Here is a 17,730-nt window from a genome sequence, read left to right on the forward strand (position 1 = left end):
GGCGCCATTTTCAATAAGAAGCGACTTTCCAGGCAGTAGCGCCAGACTCACCGGGGTCCAGGGCCGCTACGGTCCTGGCGGGGTCGCCAGGGGCAGAGCCCCTGGCTGGGGGCTCCGGGGGCAAAGCCCCCGCCCTTCACCCCTTGCGCAGGTTGGTGAACACCGGCGCCCCGTTCAAAATCCCCGTGATATTCCGCCGATACGCGATCGGCTGCTTGAACAGCCCCAGCGGGATATAGGGCACCACCTCGGCGGCCTTGGCCGCGATCCGCGCGCCGATCTCGCCCTGCTGCGCCGTATCGGCCATCAGCCATTCCGTCCGCAGGGCTTCCAGCTCCGGGCTGTCCGGCCAGCCGGTGGCGCCGCGCGCACCGTTCGCGCGCAGGAAGGTGTGCATCGCCGGCAGCGCCTGGTCCATGCCCGACCAGTAGGTGCAGTAGCAGCTCCAGCCCCCCTGCTCGACCGGGTTGCGGCTGTTGATGCGCGCCACCACGCTGCCCCAGTCGGTGCTGACGTAGTCCACGTTCATGCCGAGCTGCGTCAGCACGTCGCGCATCACCTCGCAGATCGCGTTGATGCGCGGCACGTCGGAGCCCACGAGCAGCACCACCTTCTCGCCCTTGTAGCCCGCGTCGATCAGCGCCTGGCGCATGCCCGGCAGGCGCGCGGCATCCGTGTTGCCGAAGCTGGGCTTGTCCGCGATGGGGGAGCCGGGCGGGAAGAAGCCCACCTCCGCCTGCCAGTAGTCCGGGCGGGCGCTGGCGACCGCCGTCATGCAGGTGGCCTGGTTCACCGCGTTCAGCACCACGCGGCGGACGGCGGCATTGTTGAACGGCGCGTTCAGGTGGTTGAAGCGGAAGGTGCCGACCATGCCGGTGCGGTCCTTGATCTCCACCGCGATGTTGCGGTTGCGCTGCAAGGTGGGCAGCAGGTCGATCAGCGGCTGCTCCACCCAATCCGCGTCGCCGGTCTGCAGGGCGGCGATGGCGGTGCCGGGGTCGGTGATCACGTTGAACACCACGCGGTCCACATTGGGCGTGCGGGGGCCGGCGGTATAGCTAGGGGTGCCGTCCGCGCGCGGCACATAGCCGGTGTGGCGGGCATAGACCACGCGGGCCCCCGGCACGCGCTCATCGGCCACGAACTTGAACGGGCCGCTGCCCACCACCTCGGTCTGCTGGCGGAACGGGTCGTGGTTGGCCAGGCGCTCCGGCATGATGCCCGGCACCAGCGAGGAGGCGCGGCCGAGCGCCATCGGCAACAGCGGAAACTTGCGCTTCAGGCGGAACTGGATGGTCTTGTCATCGGGCGCCGTCAGCTCGTTGGTCGCATCCATCAGCACCTGGCCGAAGGCGTCGCGCGCGCCCCAGCGCTTGATGCTGGCCACGCAGTCCCGCGCCAGCACGGGCGTGCCATCATGGAATTGCAGGCTGTCGCGCAGCGTCAGCTTCCAGGTCAGGCCATCATCCTCGACCGTGTGGCCGGCCAGCATCTGGTATTGCGGGGTCAGGTTCTCATCCATGCCCCACAGCGTGTCGAAGCACGCCAGCGCATGGGTGCGGGTGGTATAGGCGGTGGAGAAGACCGGATCGACCACCGCCACATCGGCGTAGGGGATGAAGTTCAGCACCCGGTTCGCCTGCGCCAATGACAGGCGGGGGGCCATGACCGCGGCCGCACCAGCGGCTAACACATGACGACGACGCATCGCAAATTCTCCCGGCAAGGATGAGCCGGAAGATTGCTGCAACGCGGCATGGCGCTGAACCGGCGCGCGGGCGCCGATCTGCGGCGGTCAGGCCGGTTCCGCGCAAATCGCGGGCACGGCCTGCCCGCAAGCGGGCATCAATGGGCGATCAGCACCGGCAGGCCCGCGCCGCGCAGCACCTGCTGGGTGAAGCCGCCGAACACCATCTCCCGCGTGCGGCTGTGGCCGTAGCCGCCCATCACCAGCAGGCCGGCCTGCACCTCGTCGCAGGTGGCCAGCAGCACATCCACCGGCTTGCCGCCGCCCTGCGGGATGCGGCGCAGCGCCACATAGGGGTTGTGGCGTCGCAGCGTGGCCAGCAGGCGCTGGCAGGAATCCTCGCTGGTAGCGGCGGCAGGGCTGCCCGCCTCCTCCTCCACGCTCAGCACCAGCACTTCGGTCGCGCGGGCGATGAAGGGCATGGCGGCGGCGACGGCGCGCGCGGCCTCCGGCGTGTCCTTCCAGGCGATGGCGATCTTGCCGAAACGGGCGTCGCCCTCGGCATCGGGCACCAGCAGCAGCGGGCGGCCGGTGGCGAACAGCACCTCCTGCAACAGGCCCAGCGCCGCTTCCTCACCACCGCGCCGGCGGCCGGTCACCAGCAGGTCGGAGGTGCGGCCGTGCTCGGAAAGCCAGAAGGCTTCCTCGCCCACCCGCACGGTCAATTCGGCATCGGCCTCGTTGCCGGCCTGGAACTGGGCGAAGGCGGCGCGGGCGCGGGCCTCGCCCTCGGCGCCCATTTCCTCCACCGCGTCGATCAGCCCGGCGGTGGCCATGCCGCCCGCCATGTCGGCGGAGGCGACGCCCACCACCACATCCATCGGGTCCGGGCGGGCATGCAGGAATTCGATATGCGCGCCGAACAGCCGGCTGACCGCCAGCGCCGTGGCGAAAACCGGGGCATCCGTGGCCGCACCCGTGGCCGGAACGAGGATCTGCTTGAACATGGGCATCCTTTCGGGGGCCATAGCGACGGCCCGCTTGACGGATATCAATATGGAGCCATTCCAAATGCGCAACATTGACGCAGGTCACAATTCGCCGTCAGCGTGATGTCAGCCGTCATGGTGCAGAATGAGAAGATGCGCAGAATGCTCCCGTTCCTGCTTTCGGCCGTGCTGTTGCCGGGCCCGGCCCCCGCGCAGGACCGCCACCGCCATCGCCACCTGGACCACGACAGCGCCCGCGCCGCCGTGATGGAAGGCCGCGTGCTGCCCCTGGCCGAGATCCTGGCCATGGTGCAGCCGAGGCTGGAGGCCCGCATCATCGAGGTGGAGCTGGAGGAGCATGACGGCGTGCTGATCTATGAGCTGCGCGCCGTCACCCCCCAGGGCCGGTTGCTGGAGCTGGAGGTGGACGCCGCCACCGGCCGCATCCTGAAGGGCGGCGGCTGATGCGCCTGTTGCTGGTCGAGGACGAGCCCCGCATCGCCGAACATGTCGCCACAGCCCTGCGCGGCGCGGGCTTCCTGGTGGAGGTCGCCCCGGATGGCGAGACCGCCTGGCTGCGCGGCGATACGGAGGATTTCGCCCTGGTGGTGCTCGACCTCGGCCTGCCGCGGCTGGATGGGCTGGCGGTGCTGAAGCGCTGGCGCGCGGCCGGGCGGCAGATGCCCGTGCTGGTGCTGACCGCGCGCGGCAGCTGGGCGGAGCGCGTGGAGGGCATCGACGCCGGCGCCGACGACTACCTGCCCAAGCCCTTCCGCATCGAGGAATTGCTGGCCCGCGTCCGCGCCCTGCTGCGCCGCGCGGGCGGCATCGGCACCGCCAACATCGAGGCCGGGCGCCTGCTGGTCGATCCGCGCCAGATGCGCGTGCGGCTGGATGGCCAGCCGGTGCAGCTCTCGCCGCTGGAATACCGGCTGGTCAGCTACCTGGCGCATCACCGGGGCCGCGTGGTCCCGGCCGGGGAGCTGATCGAGCACCTGTATGGCGACGACGACGCGCGCGATGCCAACGCGCTGGAGGCGCTGGTGACGCGCCTGCGCCGCAAGCTGGGCCCGGAGACGATCGAGACGCGGCGCGGCTTCGGCTATCTGCTGCCGGAACCCGAGGCATGACGCCCCTCGCGCGGCTGCGCGGGGCGCTGGGCTCGCTGCGGCTGCGGCTGGTGCTGGCGGGGCTGGTGGCGCTGGCGGCGGCGCTGGCGGCCGCCTCCATCGGCCTGACCGTGCTGTTCGAACGCCACGCCGAACGCCGGCTGGTGCGCGAATTGTCCGAGACGGTGGAAAGCATCGCGGGCCAGCTCGACCGCGGCCCGAACGGGGAGTTCCTGCTGACCCGCCCGCCCTTCGACCCGGGGTTCGAGCGCCCGCTCTCGGGCCATTACTGGCAGGTGCAGCATGACCGGGGCACGGTGCTGCTGCGCTCGCGCTCCCTGTGGGATGAGGTGCTGGACCTGCCGCACGACGATCTGTCGCAGGGGCAGGACCACACCCACCGCATCCAGGGCCCGGGCGGGCAGGTGCTGCTGGCGGTGGAACGCCAGGTGCAACTGCCCGACCGGCTGGGCGGGCAGAAGCTGCGCGTGGTCAGCGCCCGCGACGCGCGGGAGATCACGGATGCCAGCCACGACTTCAACGCCGATATCCGCCCCTTCCTGCTGGTGATCGGGCTGCTGCTGCTGGCGGCCGGGGTGGGGCAGCTGGCGGTGGGGCTCGCCCCCCTGCGCGCGGTGCGGGAGCGGCTGGGCGCCATCCGCTCCGGCCGGGAACGCCGCATGGGCCAGGGCTTCCCGGAGGAGATCCAGCCCCTGGCGCTGGAGCTGGACGCGCTGCTGGCCCGGCGCGAGCACGACATCGCCACCGCCGAGGCCGAGGCCGCCGACCTGGCCCATGGCCTGAAGACCCCCTTGCAGGTGCTGTTCGGAGAGGTCGGGCGGCTGCGCGCGGCGGGCGATGCCGCCACCGCCGCGACGCTGGAGGATGTCTCCCTGGCCATGCGCCGGCATGTGGAGCGCGCCCTGCAACGCGCCCGCCACGCCGGCGGCGCGCCGGAGACCGTGACCCCGCTGCGCCCCGTGGCCGCCAGCGTGCTGCGCGTGCTGCGCCGCACCCCCGATGGCGCGCGGCTGCGCTGGCTGCTGGAGGTGCCGCCGGAGCTGGCCGCCGCCATCCCCCCCGACGCGCTGGCCGACGCGCTGGGCCCGCTGGCCGAGAACGCCGCGCGCTTCGCCCGCCAGCAGGTGCGCGTGCATGGCTGGGCCGATGGCCCCTGGGCGCTGCTGGCGGTGGAGGATGACGGCCCCGGCATCGCGCCCGAACACCACGCGGCCGTGCTGCGGCGCGGCGGGCGGCTGGATGAATCGCCGGGCCAGGGCCTCGGCCTCAGCATCGCGCGCGACATTCTGGAGGCCCATGGCGGCGCGCTGGAACTGCCCTGCACCGCCGATGGCGCCATGACGGCGCTGCTGCGCCTGCCCTTGGGCCCGCCCCTGGCTGACAGAACGCTGACGCCGGGCGACGGGGCGGCGTCAGCCGGCGCGGATTAGAAGATGGAACGAGACAAGGAGCGCATCATCATGCCCCGCACCAGCCACGACCTGTTCACGATCATCCTGCACTGGCTCACCGCCCTGCTGGTGCCCTTCGCCTATGTGGTGGTGCAGGTGATGGAGGATGTGCCGCGCGGCGCCTTCAAGAACCAGCTCTATGGCACGCACCTGACGGTGGGCACGCTGGTGCTGCTGGTCACGATCGTGCGGCTGGGCTGGAAGCCCTTCGCGCCCAAGGTGGCACCCAATGACAGCCCGGCGCTGATGGAGCGCGCGGCGAAGCTGGTGCACTGGCTGCTGTTCCTGGGCCTGCTGGCGGTGCCGCTGCTGGGGCTGTTCAGCGTGTGGTTCCGCGGCCGGCCGCTGGAACTGTTCGGGCTGTTCTCCCTGCCCTCCCCCTTCGCGGCCGACCGCCCGCTGGCCCGCAACCTGACCGAGGCGCATGAGCTGCTGGCCAACAGCCTGATGATCCTGGCGGTGCTGCACGCCGCCGCCGCCCTGTTCCACCAGTATGCGATGCAGGATGGGCTGATCCTGCGCATGCTGCCGGGGCGGCGCGACAAGGGCACCCCATGAGGCCCGCCCTGATCGGGGCGCTGGCGCTGCTGCTGGCCGCCCCATTTTCCGCCCGCGCCATGACATTGGCCGAGGCGGTGGAAGCCGCCATGGCCCGCGCGCCGGAGGGCCGGGCCCTCGGCGCCGAACGCCTCAGCCAGCAGGCGCAGCGTGAGGCCGCGAACCGGCTGTTCCCCGGCGCGCCCTATCTGCAGCTCGACACCAGCTCCGACCGGCCGGGCACGCATCGCGGCTTCGCCACCTATGGGCAGGAGCTGGGCACGCCGCTGTGGCTGCCCGGCGAGGGCACCGCCACCGGCCGCCGCGCCGATGCCGGCATGGCCGAGGTGGACGCCCGCCAGACCGAACTGCGCCTGGCCGTCGCCGGCTTGGTGCGGGAAGCCGTGGGCAATCTGGACGAGGCGAAGCTGGCCATCCCCGTGCTGCAACGCCGCTTGCAGGCCGCGCGGCAGTTGCAGGGCATCGCCGAGCGCCGGGCCGCGCGCGGGGAGGCGGCGCCGACCGACGCGCTGCTCGCGCAGTCCGAAACCGCGCTGGCGGAGGCCGCCCTGGCAGAGCCCCGCACCCTGGCCGCGCAGGCCCGCGCCCGGCTGGAAGGCCTGACCGGCCAGCCCCTGCCGGAGGATGCCCGCGCCCCCAGCCTGGCCGAGGAGCGCCCATCCCCCGCCCGCCCGCTGGCGGAACACCCGCGCCTGCTGGGCGCCGAGCGCGCGGTGGAAACCGCCCGCGCGGCCCTGGCCCTCGTCGAGGCCTCGCGGCGCGAAAGCCCCGTGCTGGCCTTGCAGACGCGCCAGGAACAGGCGGGCGCCGGGCAGGGTTTCGACAGCCGGGTGGGTGTGCTGGTGCGCATCCCCTTCGCCACCGAGGGCCGCAACCGCCCCCGCCGCGCCGCCGCCGAGGCCGATCTGGCCCGCGCCGAGGCCCAGCGCGCCCTGGCGGAGCGCGAGATCACCACCGGCCTGCGCCAGGCCCGGCTCGCGCTCGACGCCGCCGTGAACCAGCGCCGGCTGGCGGATACGGCCTTCCGCGCCCTGGATGCGCGGCGGGGACAGCTGGAACGCGGCTTCGCCGCCGGGGAATTTCCGCTGGTGGAACTGCTGCGCGCGCGGCTGGCGGCGCATGACGCGGAGCTGGCGCGCGCCCGGGCCGAGGCCGCGCGCCGGCGCGCCCTGGCCCAACTCAATCAGATCGCGGGGCAATGGCCATGACGGACAGGCGGGGCGTGGTGCTGGGGCTCGCGGGGCTCGGGGTGGGGCTGGGCGCGGGGTATTGGCTGGGGCAAGGCGGCGCGCCCGTCGCCCCGCCCACCCCAGCCGCCAGCGGTCCGGAACCGCTGCCGGATGTGGTGGAGCTCTCGCCCGAGGCCGAGCGCAATTTCGGCATCGGCACCGAGCCCGTGGCCAGCCGCGCCTTGCAGCGGCGCATCCGCGCCACCGGCATGATCGGCTACAACGACCTGCGCGTGGCCCATATCACGCCGCTGGCGCGCGGCCGGGTGCAGGCGGTGGAGGTCTCGGTGGGCGACCAGGTGGCCGCCGGCCAGCGCCTGCTGGTGCTGGACGCGCTGGAACTGGCCGAGGCGCGCTACAGCCTGGCCACCGCCGAGGCCGGTCAGCGCCAGGCCGAAGCCGAGGCCAGCGCCGCCCGCACCGCGCTGCAACGCGCGCAGGAGCTGGTGCGCGGCGGCGCCCTGGCGCAGAGCGAGGTGGAACGCCGCCGCGCCGATCTGGCCCGCGCCGAGGCCGCCGCCGCCACCCGCGCGGTGGAGGCCACCCATTGGCGGGAGATGCTGGGCCGCTACAGCCCCACCCGCACCGGCGGCAGCGGCGAACGCCTGCGGGACGACAGCCCCGCCGATGCGCTGGGCGCCATCCTGGCCCCCTTCCCCGGCACCGTCATGGCCATCAACGCCACCCCGGGCGAGATGGTGGAGCCCGCGCGGGAAATCCTGACCCTGGCCGATCTCTCCACCCTCTGGGCCCAGGCGGAGGTACCGGAGCGCGAGCTGGGCGGCATCGCCGCCGGCACGCCGGTGGAGCTGACCGTGCCCGCCTTTCCGGGCCGCAGCTTCAGCGGCCAGGTCTCCCGCGTCGCCAATGAGCTGGACGCGCGCACCGGCACCGCGCGGGTGCGCTGCGAACTGCCCAACCCGGAGGGGCTGCTGCGGGTGAACATGTTCGCCAGCATGTCCCTGCTGATCCCGCTGGGGCGGGAGGCGCTGGTGGTGCCCGACGGCGCCGTGCAGACCATCGACGGCCGGCCCGTGATCTTCGTGGCCCAGGGCCCGCAGCGCTATGCCAGGCGCGATGTGGCGCTGGGCCAGGCGCAGCCGGGCGGTATCGAGGTCACGGCCGGGCTCGCGGCCGGTGAGCCGGTGGTGGTGCGCGGCGGCTTCCGCCTGAAATCCCTGCTGCTGCGCAGCCGCATGGCCGCCGAGGACTGACCCCATGATCCGCCGCCTGATCGAGGCATCGCTGGCCAACCGGGCCGTGGTGTTGCTGCTGGTGCTGCTGCTGGGCGCGATCGGGGTGGCGGACCTGCGCCGCCTGCCCATCGACGCGCAGCCCGATATCTCTCCCCGCCAGGTGCTGGTCATCACCCAGGCCCCGGGGCTGGGGCCGCTGGATGTGGAACGCTTCATCACCTTTCCCGTGGAACTGGCGCTGCAGGGCCTGCCACGGATGGCGGGGATGCGCTCCGTCTCCCGCTACGGGCTCTCGGTGGTCTATGTGCGCTTCGACGACAGCATGGACATCTATGAGGCGCGGAACCTCGTCTTCTCGCGCCTTCCCTCGGTGCAGGTGCCGCCCGAATACGGCACGCCGCAGATGGGCCCGGTCTCCACCGGCCTGGGCGAGATCTTCCAGTTCGAGGTGCACGGCCCCGGCCACAGCCAGATGGAGCTGCGCCGGCTGCTGAACTGGTCCATCGCGCCCCGCCTGCGCCAGGTGCCGGGCGTGGTGGATGTGAACGCCAATGGCGGGGAGCTGCTGACCTATGAGGTGCAGGTCTCGGCCGATGCGCTGGCGCGCCATGGCCTGGCGGTGTCGGATGTGTTCGAGGCGGTGGCGCGCAACAACGGCGCGCGCGGCGGCGCCACGCTGGAGCGAAACGGCGAGCAGGCCGTGATCCGCGGCGAGGGCCTGTTGCAGGACCCCGAGGATATCGGCCGGGTCGTGCTGTCCAACACCGGGGGCGTGCCGCTCTATATCCGCGACGTGGCCACGGTGCGCGAGGCCCCGATGCCGCGCCTGGGCGCGGTGACGCGCGACGGCGAGGGCGAGACGGTGGTGGGCGTGGCCCTGATGTTGCTGGGCCAGAACACGCGGGAGGTCGCGGCCCGCGTGCGCACGGCGGTGGAGGCGATCGGCCCCAGCCTGCCGCCGGGGGTGGAGATCAGGCCCTATTACGACCGTTCCGACCTGATCGACCGCACCATCCAGACCGTGGCGCGCAACCTGGCGGAAGGCGCGATCCTGGTGGTGGCGGTGCTGCTGCTGGTGCTGGGCAATCTGCGCGCGGGGCTGATCGTGGCGCTGGCCATCCCGCTCTCGATGCTCGCGGCGGCGACGGCCATGTATTACTCGGGCCTGTCGGGCAATCTCATGAGCCTGGGCGCCATCGATTTCGGCCTGGTGGTGGATGGCGCGGTGGTGATGATCGAGAATGTGGTGCGCCACCGTTCCGAGGACCCGGACCGCCCCCTGACCGAGGCCGTGCGCGATGCCGCCACCCAGGTCGCGCGCCCGGTGGTGTTCGGCGTCGCCATCATCACCATCGTCTATCTGCCCATCCTGACGCTGTCCGGCGTCGAGGGGCGGATGTTCCAGCCCATGGCGCTGACGGTGATCTATGCCCTGCTGGCCTCCCTGGTGCTGACGCTGACGCTGATGCCGGTGCTGGCGAGCCTGGCGCTGAAGGGCCGCATCTCCGAGCATGAAAGCCGGCCCGTGGCCTGGGTGCGGCGCGGCTATGCCCCCATGCTGCGCGCGGCCGAGCGTCATCCGGGCCGCGCCATCGGCCTGGCGCTGGCGCTGCTGCTGGGCACCGGCGTGCTGGGCAGCAGGCTGGGCGCCGAGTTCATCCCCCGCCTGGACGAGGGCGCGCTGGCCGTGACCATCACCAAGCTGCCCAGCATCGGGCTTTCCACCGCCGTCGAGACCACCACCCTGATCGAGCGCACCCTGCGCCGCTTCCCGGAGGTGACGACGGTGGTCAGCCTCTCCGGCAGTTCGGAAATCCCGACCGACCCGATGGGCGTGGAGCAGAGCGACAGCTTCATCATGCTGCGCCCGCACGCGGAATGGACCACCGCCCAGGACCGCGAGGGGCTGATCGCCGCCTTCTCCGCCGCGCTGGAGCGCGAGGTGCCAGGGCTCCAGCTCTCCTGGTCGCAGCCGATCGAGATGCGGATGCAGGACATGCTGCAGGGCGTGCGTTCGGACGTAGCGCTGGTCATCTATGGCGACGACCCCGATGTGCTGCGCGACCGGGCGGAGGCCGCGATGGCCGTGCTGGGCAGCGTGCCCGGCGCCGCCGACACCCGCGTGGAGCAGACCGCCGGCCAGCCCTATCTGCGCATCATCGTGGACCGGGACGCGGTGGCCCGCTACGGGCTGAACGCCGGGCGCGTGCTGGATGTGGTGGAGGCGATGGGCGGGCGCAGCGTGGGCAGCATCGTGCGCGATGGCGCGCGGCACGACATCCGTGTGCGGCTGGCGCCCGCGGACCGCTCCGACATCGAACGCATCGGGGAATTGCGGATCTCGGACGGGCTGGGCCGCGCCATCCCGCTGTCGCAGCTGGCGCAGATCAGGCTGGAGGACGGCCCGGCGCAGATCAGCCGCGAGGGCGGCCGGCGCAAGATCACCGTGGAGGCCAATGTGCGCGGGCGCGACATCGCGGGTTTCGTGGCCGACGCCCAGGCCGCCGTCGCGGCGCGGGTGACGCTGCCGCCCGGCTATGCCGTGCAATGGGGCGGGCAGTTCCAGAATTTGCAGGAGGCGACGCAGCGCCTGGCCATCGTGGTGCCGGCGGCGCTGGGGCTGATCTATGCCCTGCTGTTCCTGATGTTCGGCAGCCTGCGGCTGGCGGCGCTGATCTTCGTGAACGTGCCCTTCGCGGCCACGGGCGGCATATTGGCGCTGTGGTTGCGCGGGCTGCCGTTCAGCATCTCGGCCGCGGTGGGCTTCATCGCGCTGTTCGGCATCGCGGTGCTGAACGGGGTGGTGCTGGTCAGCACCGTGGTGGAACGCCACAAGGCGGGGCTGAGCGCGAAGGAAGCGGCCTTCGAGGGCGCCATGCAGCGCCTGCGTCCGGTGCTGATGACGGCGCTGGTGGCCAGCCTGGGCTTCCTGCCCATGGCGATTTCCACCAGCGCGGGGGCGGAGGTGCAGCGGCCGCTGGCCACGGTGGTGATCGGCGGGCTGATCACGGCCACGCTGCTGACGCTGCTGGTGCTGCCTTCGCTGTATCCGCGCTTCGCGGGCGGAAAGGCCACGCCCCCGGCTTGATGCGCCGGGCGCGCGGCGCGAGGCTTGCCCCGGCACGTGCCAAAGGGGCGCGGCCCAGAGGGGCACAGGATGACACAGGCGGTGCGGCCGGCGGTGGGCTTGGCGCTGGGCAGCGGCTCCGCGCGGGGCCTCGCGCATATCGGCGTGCTGCGGGCGCTGGATGAGGCCGGGATCGCCGTGGACATGGTGGCCGGCACCAGCATCGGCGCCCTGATCGGCGCGGTGCACGCGGCGGGCAAGATCGACCTGCTGGCCGAGACCTTCCGCGCCTTCGACTGGCGGCGCATGGCTTCCTTCTTCGATGTGGTGCTGCCGACATCGGGGCTGCTGGACGGCGCGCGGATCAGCGCCATGGTGCGCGACCATGTGCCCAGCGAGGCGATCGCCGAGCTCCGCCTGCCCTTCGCCGCCGTGGCGACCGACATCGCCACCGGCCAGGAGGTGGTGATCCGCGAGGGCGACGTGATCGAGGCGGTGCGCGCCAGCATCTCCGTGCCCGGCATCCTGACGCCGGTGCGCCGCGACGGGCGCTTCCTGGTGGATGGGGGGCTGGTGAACCCGGTGCCGGTCTCGGCCGCGCGGGGGCTGGGGGCGCGCTTCGTGATCGCGGTCGACCTCAACCACGGCATCGTGGCGGGCAAGAACCTGAAGCCGCTGCGCCAGCGCAAGCCGCGCGCGGAACCCCCGCGCCTGCCGCCCTGGGCGCAGAATCTGAGCCAGTCCGTGCAGGAGCTGACCGCCCGGCTGCTGCCGCAGGACAGCGCCGGAAAGCCACCCGCCCGCCGCCCCGCCAAGGCCGAGCCGATGCCCAGCATCTTCGAGGTGCTGCTGGCCTCCATCAACATCATGGAAAGCCAGATCACCGAAAGCCGGCTGGCGCTGGAACGGCCGGAACTGCTGATCCGCCCGCCGCTCGGCCATATCCGCTTCCTGGATTTCGACCGGGCGGAGGAGATCATCGAGATCGGCTACAACAGCGCGGTGGAGCAGCTATCCGCCCTGCGGGGGCTGCCTTAGATCATCATCCGATCAGATGGAATCATCTGATCGGGTAAAGATGATCGTGAAAACAATTAGCTAGAGGGGCTTCTGTGAGCCGGTGCGAACGGAAACCGCTCTAGTGTCCTGCCCGCGAAGTTCGCGGGATCTCCCGCGGACGGCGCGGATCAGCAGGCCACTGAAAACACAGGCTAGTGGCCTGAGAACGAAATCCGAGGGATTTCGGAATCAGGACACTAGCGCGCCGCTCAGCGCCAGCTCCCAGCAATGGGCGGCGGCCTGGCGCGGCACCTCCCGCCGCCGGACCAGATAGAAGCGCACGGGCCCGTCCTCCAGCGGCATGGGGCGGGCCACGCGGCCCATTTGCCGGGCGGCGTCGGCGGTGGTCCAGCCGAACAGGGCGATGATCTGGTCGATGCCGCACATCTCCCGCATGCGGCGGAAATCCAGGATGTCGGGCACATCCACCAGCCGTGCGCCGGCCGCGGCCATGGGGCCGAACAGGCGCTGGTGCAGTTCGGGGTTCAGCCCGCGCGTGAAGGCCGCCACCTGCCGCCCGGCCAGCATGGCGGGGGTGATCGCGGCCTCATTCGCCAGCGGGTCCGTCGGGTGCAGCAGCAGGTCCTGGGTGGTCTCGCCCAGGGCCAGCGCCTCCAGCCCCGGGGGTGGGGAGACACCCACCACGAAGGCCAGCTCGATGGCGCCCTGGCGCAGGCGTTCCAGCAGCACCTGGGTCCAGCCGATATCCAGCTCCAGGCTGATGCGCGGCCAGCGGCGGCGGAATTCCTCGACCAGGGAAAGCTGTTCGGGGATGTGCGAGCCATAGGGCAGCGTGCCCAGGCGCAGCCGGGCGGTGCCGCCGCGCAGGGCCAGGGCCTGCTCCTCCACCGCGCGCGCGGCCTCGATCAGCGGGCGGGCGGCGGCCAGCATGGCCAGGCCTTCCTCCGTCAGCTCCACCCGGCGGGTGCTGCGCAGCAGCAGCGGCACGCCCAGCTGGGCCTCCAGCTGGCGGATGCGGGTGGACAGCCATGGCTGCGCCACCGACAGCCGCTGGGCGGCCCGGGTGAAGGAGAGCTCCTCGGCGACGACCGCGAAATCATGGACCAGGCGGATATCCAAACTCATCCGTCCGTTTCCCCGGTTTTATATGGTTTTCGGCAGAATACGCCGAAACCCGTATTGGACAAGCACGCCCCCCAGCCGCTTGCATGCAAACGGCCTGAGGCGGAACACCGCCCTGACAAGAACAAGCGGCCCGCCTGAATGGGACCGCACCGGGAGAGAGAAACGATGCAGACGATCCAACGCCGGCACATGCTGGCGGCCGCTGGCGCCGCCGCAGCCCCCCTGGGCTCCGCCCGCGCGCAGCAACCAGTCATCCGCCTGGGCGTGCTGGGGGATTTCTCGGGCCCCTACCGCCATCTGTCGGGCCCCACCAATGTGGCCTGCGTGCGCCAGGCGGTGGCCGATTCCGGCCTGCTGGAACGCGGCATCGCGGTGGAGGTGGTGCAGGCCGACCATCTGCAACGCGCCGATACCGGGGTGGCCATCGCGCGCGAATGGTTCGACCGCGGCGGCGTGGATGTGGTGCTGGAGGTGAACAACTCCTCCATCGCGCTGGCCCTGAACGGGCTGGTGCGGGAGAAGGACCGCGTCCACCTCAACACCGGCGCCGCCAGCACGGAGCTGACGGGCGCGGCCTGCAGCCCCAACACCATCCACTGGACCTATGACACCTACATGGCCGCTCGGTCCTCCGGCGTGGCGACGGTGCAGGCGGGGGGCGACAGCTTCTTCTTCATCACCGCCGACATGGCATTCGGCCACCAGATGGAGCGCGACCTGGCCCGCTTCATCGAGGAAGGCGGCGGGCGGGTCGCGGGGCGGGTGCGCTATCCCTTCCCCGGCACCTCCGATTTCTCGGCCTTCCTGCTGCAGGCCCAGGCGAGCCGGGCGAAGGTGGTGGCGTTCCTGAACGCCGGCGCGGACCTGATCAACTGCGTGAAGCAGGCGAACGAGTTCGGCATCACCCGGCGCGGGCAGAAGCTGCTGGGCATCATCAGCTTCGTGAACGACATCCATTCCCTGGGCTTGCAGACGGCGCAGGGCTTCCTGCTGACCGAATGCTTCTACTGGGACCTGAACGACCGCACCCGCGCCTTCACCCGCCGCGTGCTGCCGCGCACGCCCGAGAATTACCCCAACCAGTGCCAGGCCGGCGCCTATTCCGCGGCCCTGCACTACCTGAAGGCGGTGGCGGAGGTGGGCCCGGCCCGCGCCAAGGCCTCGGGGCGGGAGATGGTGGAGCTGATGAAGCGCATGCCCACCGATGACGACGTGTTCGGCCCCGGGCGCATCCGCCCCGACGGGCGCAAGCTGCACGACGTGCATCTGTTCGAGGTGAAGCGCCCCGCCGAATCCACCGGCCCGTGGGACCTGATGAAACTGGTGCGCACCACCCCCGCCGAGCAGGGCTTCCGCCCGATGGCGGAAGGCGGCTGCCCGCTGGTGACCGGCTGAACGAAGGGAGATGACCATGCAGGATGCCGAACACTTCGATGTCGTGATCGTGGGCGCGGGGTTCGCCGGGCTCTATCTGCTGCACCGGCTGCGCGGCCAGGGCATGTCCGCCGTGGCGCTGGAGGCGGCCGACGGGGTGGGCGGCACCTGGTACTGGAACCGCTACCCCGGCGCGCGCTGCGATGTGGAGAGCATGCAGTACTCCTACTCCTTCGACGAGGAGTTGCAGCAGGAATGGCGCTGGTCCGAACGCTTCGCCACCCAGCCCGAGATCCTGCGCTATGCCAACCATGTGGCCGACCGCTTCGACCTGCGCCGCGACATCCGGTTCAACACCCGGGTCAGCGGCGCGGAATTCGACGCGGGGCGCGACCGCTGGACGGTGCGCACCGAACAGGGCGGCACCTTCACCGGCCGTTTCTGCGTGATGGCCACCGGCTGCCTGTCCAGCACGCGGCTGCCGGAATTCCCGGGGCTGGAGAGCTTCCGGGGCAAGACCTACCACACCGGCCAATGGCCGCATGGGGGGGTGGATTTCACCGGCCAGCGCGTGGGCGTGGTGGGCACCGGTTCCTCCGCCATCCAGGCCATCCCCGTGATCGCGGAACAGGCGGAGCATCTGTTCGTGTTCCAGCGCACGCCCAATTTCAGCATCCCCGCGCACAACCGCCCGATCGACGAGGCGTATGAGCGCAGCTGGAAGGACCGCTACGCCGAGCGCCGCCAGCAGGCCCGGCAGATGCGCACCGGCATCGACTATCCCATCAACCAGGCCTCGGCGCTGGAGCTGGAGAAGGCCGAGCGCGACCGAGTGTATGAGGAACGCTGGCAGCTCGGCAGCACGTCCTTCATGGCGGCGTTCAGCGACCTGATCACCGACCGGGCGGCCAATGAGACGGCCGCGGAATTCGTCCGCCGCAAGATCCGCTCCCTGGTGCATGACCCGGCGGTGGCGGAGCTGCTGTGCCCCGACAACCACCCGATCGGCACCAAGCGCATCTGCGTGGACACCGGCTATTACCAGACCTTCAACCGGGACAACGTGACGCTGGTGAACCTGCGCGAGGGCGGGATCGAGGCGATCACCCCCACCGGCCTGCGCACCGCCAAGGCGGAATACGAGCTGGACAGCATCGTCTTCGCCACGGGCTTCGACGCCATGACCGGCACGCTGCTGGCCATGGATATCCGGGGCAGCGGCGGCCGCACCCTGGCCGAGGCGTGGGAGGCCGGGCCCGTCACCTATCTGGGGCTGATGGTCGCGGGCTTTCCCAACCTGTTCACCGTGACCGGGCCGGGCAGCCCCTCGGTGCTCAGCAACATGATCGTGTCCATCGAGCAGCATGTGGAATGGATCACGGATGCCATGGCGTATCTGCGCCGCCAGGGGCTGACGCGTATCGAGGCGACGGAGCAAGCCCAGGAAGACTGGGTGCGCCACGCCAATGAGGTGGCGCACCGCACGCTCTATCCGCAGGCCAACAGCTGGTACATGGGCGTGAACATCCCGGGCAAGCCGCAGGTCTTCATGCCCTATATCGGGGGGGTGGGGACATACCGGCAGATCTGCGAGGAGGTGGCGGCCGAGGGCTATCGCGGCTTCGCCCTGTCGGGTGCCAGCAGCGCGGCGGCGGCGGAATGACGGCGCTGGATGCCGGCGCCCGGCGCGTTCTGGAACTGATCAGGGAATCGGGCAGGCCACCGCTGGAAAGCCTCTCGCCGGAGGCCGCGCGGGCGGCCTCCGCCGCCTCCCGGCCCGTGCTGCAGCCGGAGCCGCCCCCGGTGCCGGAATGGCGGGACATCGCGGGGCCGGTGCCGCTGCGGCTGTACCGCGCGGCGGCGGGGGTCAGGCCCTGCCTGCTGTATCTGCATGGCGGCGGCTGGGTGATCGGGGATCTCGACAGCCATGACCAGCTTTGCCGCGAACTCGCGTTGCTGCTGGATGCGGTGGTGGTGGCGGTGGATTACCGGCTGGCGCCGGAACACCCCTTCCCCGCCGCCGTGGAGGATTGCGCCGCCGCCCTGCGCTTCGTGACGGAGCAGGCGGAGGCGCTGGGCATCGACCCCACCCGCATCGCGGTGGGCGGGGACAGCGCGGGCGGCAATCTGGCCACGGTGCTGTGCCTGCTGGCGCGACAGGGCGCGCTGCCCATGCCGGGCTTCCAGATGCTGCTGTACCCGGTGACCGACATGGCGGAGGAAAGCCCCGCCTATGCCCGCTTCACCGAGGGCTATCCGCTGACCGCCGCGACCATGCGCTGGTTCATCGCCCACTACGCGCCGCAACCGGCGATGCGGGCGGATTGGCGTGCCTCACCCGCGCGGGCGGAGAGCCTCTCGGGCCTGCCGCCCGCCTTCGTGATGACGGCGGGGCATGACCCGCTGGCCGATGAGGGCATCGCCTATGCCAGGCGGCTGGAGGCCGAGGGCGTGCCCGTCAGCCATCTGCATGTCTCGGACCAGATGCATGCCTGCCTGACGATGGGGAAATTCATCCCCGCCTCGGCGCTGGTGCTGCGGCAGGCGGCGGCCGCGCTGCGGCAGCATTGGGGGGATTAGAAGCCCCGACCCCGGAACACCATGATCCGCACATCCTGGCCGTTGCGCCGCGCCTGGCGCAGCCGCCACCACAGGATGACGCCCGCCACCGCCGCCGCCCCGAACAGGATCGGCAGGATCACGCTGAGCGCCACGATGGCGAGCGACGCCAGCGCCAGCAGCCCCGCCAGCACCACCACCCCCAGCGCCGCCCGCAACACGACGGACGCGATGCGGTCGGCGCGCGAAGGGGGCGGCGGATCGCGGAAATCCCCCTGCGGCGTCATGTCGAGAAGCGGCGGCCGGTCGTTCATGGATGTGATGTCGCCTCGCGCCGTGCCGAAT

General features: G+C 71.6%; 15 protein-coding genes. 11 read left to right on the plus strand and 4 right to left on the minus strand.

Translation table 11 applies throughout. The annotated features are described in order from the left end of the window. Positions 1-136: 136 nt before the first annotated feature. Together GT007_RS02500 and GT007_RS02505 are read right to left on the minus strand one after the other, a co-directional pair. Positions 137-1,708: an ABC transporter substrate-binding protein gene (locus GT007_RS02500; protein WP_160119966.1), complete on the minus strand. Its 1,572-nt coding sequence runs from the start codon at positions 1,706-1,708 to the stop codon at positions 137-139. 137 nt (positions 1,709-1,845) lie between these two features. After that, the gene (locus tag GT007_RS02505; RefSeq protein WP_160119967.1) at positions 1,846-2,694 is read right to left on the minus strand and encodes a universal stress protein; all 849 of its coding nucleotides are present in this window, start codon (positions 2,692-2,694) and stop codon (positions 1,846-1,848) included. A gap of 144 nt (positions 2,695-2,838) precedes the next feature. On the opposite strand from GT007_RS02505, the gene GT007_RS02510 reads away from it, so the two are divergent. The 8 genes from GT007_RS02510 (at position 2,839) to GT007_RS02545 (ending at position 12,345) form a co-directional block, all read left to right on the plus strand. Then, positions 2,839-3,141, plus strand: coding sequence for a PepSY domain-containing protein (locus GT007_RS02510; RefSeq protein WP_160119968.1), 303 nt, complete (start codon positions 2,839-2,841; stop codon positions 3,139-3,141). Continuing rightward, entirely contained in the window at positions 3,141-3,806 is a 666-nt protein-coding gene (locus GT007_RS02515) for a response regulator transcription factor (protein ID WP_160119969.1), read from the plus strand. Before GT007_RS02510 ends, GT007_RS02515 begins: the two co-directional genes overlap by 1 nt. Beyond that, entirely contained in the window at positions 3,803-5,236 is a 1,434-nt protein-coding gene (locus tag GT007_RS02520) for a sensor histidine kinase (protein WP_160119970.1), read from the plus strand. The genes GT007_RS02515 and GT007_RS02520 overlap by 4 nt, the downstream gene beginning before the upstream one ends. 3 nt (positions 5,237-5,239) lie before the next feature. Continuing rightward, positions 5,240-5,815: a cytochrome b gene (locus GT007_RS02525; protein WP_160119971.1), complete on the plus strand. Its 576-nt coding sequence runs from the start codon at positions 5,240-5,242 to the stop codon at positions 5,813-5,815. Next, entirely contained in the window at positions 5,812-7,023 is a 1,212-nt protein-coding gene (locus GT007_RS02530; protein ID WP_160119972.1) for a TolC family protein, read from the plus strand. Before GT007_RS02525 ends, GT007_RS02530 begins: the two co-directional genes overlap by 4 nt. Next, entirely contained in the window at positions 7,020-8,258 is a 1,239-nt protein-coding gene (locus GT007_RS02535) for an efflux RND transporter periplasmic adaptor subunit (RefSeq protein ID WP_160119973.1), read from the plus strand. Before GT007_RS02530 ends, GT007_RS02535 begins: the two co-directional genes overlap by 4 nt. A 4-nt stretch (positions 8,259-8,262) precedes the next feature. Beyond that, positions 8,263-11,328 (plus strand): efflux RND transporter permease subunit, encoded by a 3,066-nt coding sequence (locus GT007_RS02540; protein ID WP_160119974.1) that lies wholly within the window; start codon positions 8,263-8,265, stop codon positions 11,326-11,328. A gap of 69 nt (positions 11,329-11,397) precedes the next feature. Next, on the plus strand, positions 11,398-12,345 hold the full coding sequence (locus tag GT007_RS02545) for a patatin-like phospholipase family protein (RefSeq protein WP_160119975.1): 948 nt from the start codon (positions 11,398-11,400) through the stop codon (positions 12,343-12,345). 210 nt (positions 12,346-12,555) lie between these two features. Here the strand turns inward: GT007_RS02545 and GT007_RS02550 are convergent, their stop codons facing one another. Continuing rightward, positions 12,556-13,452: a LysR family transcriptional regulator gene (locus GT007_RS02550; protein WP_160119976.1), complete on the minus strand. Its 897-nt coding sequence runs from the start codon at positions 13,450-13,452 to the stop codon at positions 12,556-12,558. Positions 13,453-13,617: 165 nt separating this feature from the next. Here GT007_RS02550 and GT007_RS02555 point away from each other — a divergent pair, with 165 nt between their 5' ends. Genes GT007_RS02555 through GT007_RS02565 form a run of 3 tightly spaced genes read left to right on the plus strand, consistent with a single transcriptional unit; the run spans position 13,618 to position 17,406 of the window. Continuing rightward, positions 13,618-14,847, plus strand: a complete 1,230-nt coding sequence (locus GT007_RS02555; protein WP_160119977.1) for an ABC transporter substrate-binding protein — start codon at positions 13,618-13,620, stop codon at positions 14,845-14,847. A gap of 16 nt (positions 14,848-14,863) precedes the next feature. Further along, positions 14,864-16,489, plus strand: coding sequence for a flavin-containing monooxygenase (locus GT007_RS02560; RefSeq protein WP_160119978.1), 1,626 nt, complete (start codon positions 14,864-14,866; stop codon positions 16,487-16,489). After that, positions 16,486-17,406 (plus strand): alpha/beta hydrolase, encoded by a 921-nt coding sequence (locus GT007_RS02565; protein ID WP_160119979.1) that lies wholly within the window; start codon positions 16,486-16,488, stop codon positions 17,404-17,406. The genes GT007_RS02560 and GT007_RS02565 overlap by 4 nt, the downstream gene beginning before the upstream one ends. On the opposite strand, the gene GT007_RS02570 is transcribed toward GT007_RS02565, so the two are convergent. Next, the gene (locus GT007_RS02570; protein ID WP_160119980.1) at positions 17,403-17,699 is read right to left on the minus strand and encodes a hypothetical protein; all 297 of its coding nucleotides are present in this window, start codon (positions 17,697-17,699) and stop codon (positions 17,403-17,405) included. The genes GT007_RS02565 and GT007_RS02570 overlap by 4 nt on opposite strands. Positions 17,700-17,730: the final 31 nt, after the last annotated feature.

It is taken from the genome of Rhodovarius lipocyclicus, from assembly GCF_009900765.1.
In the GTDB taxonomy this organism is placed as follows: Bacteria; Pseudomonadota; Alphaproteobacteria; order Acetobacterales; family Acetobacteraceae; genus Rhodovarius; species Rhodovarius lipocyclicus.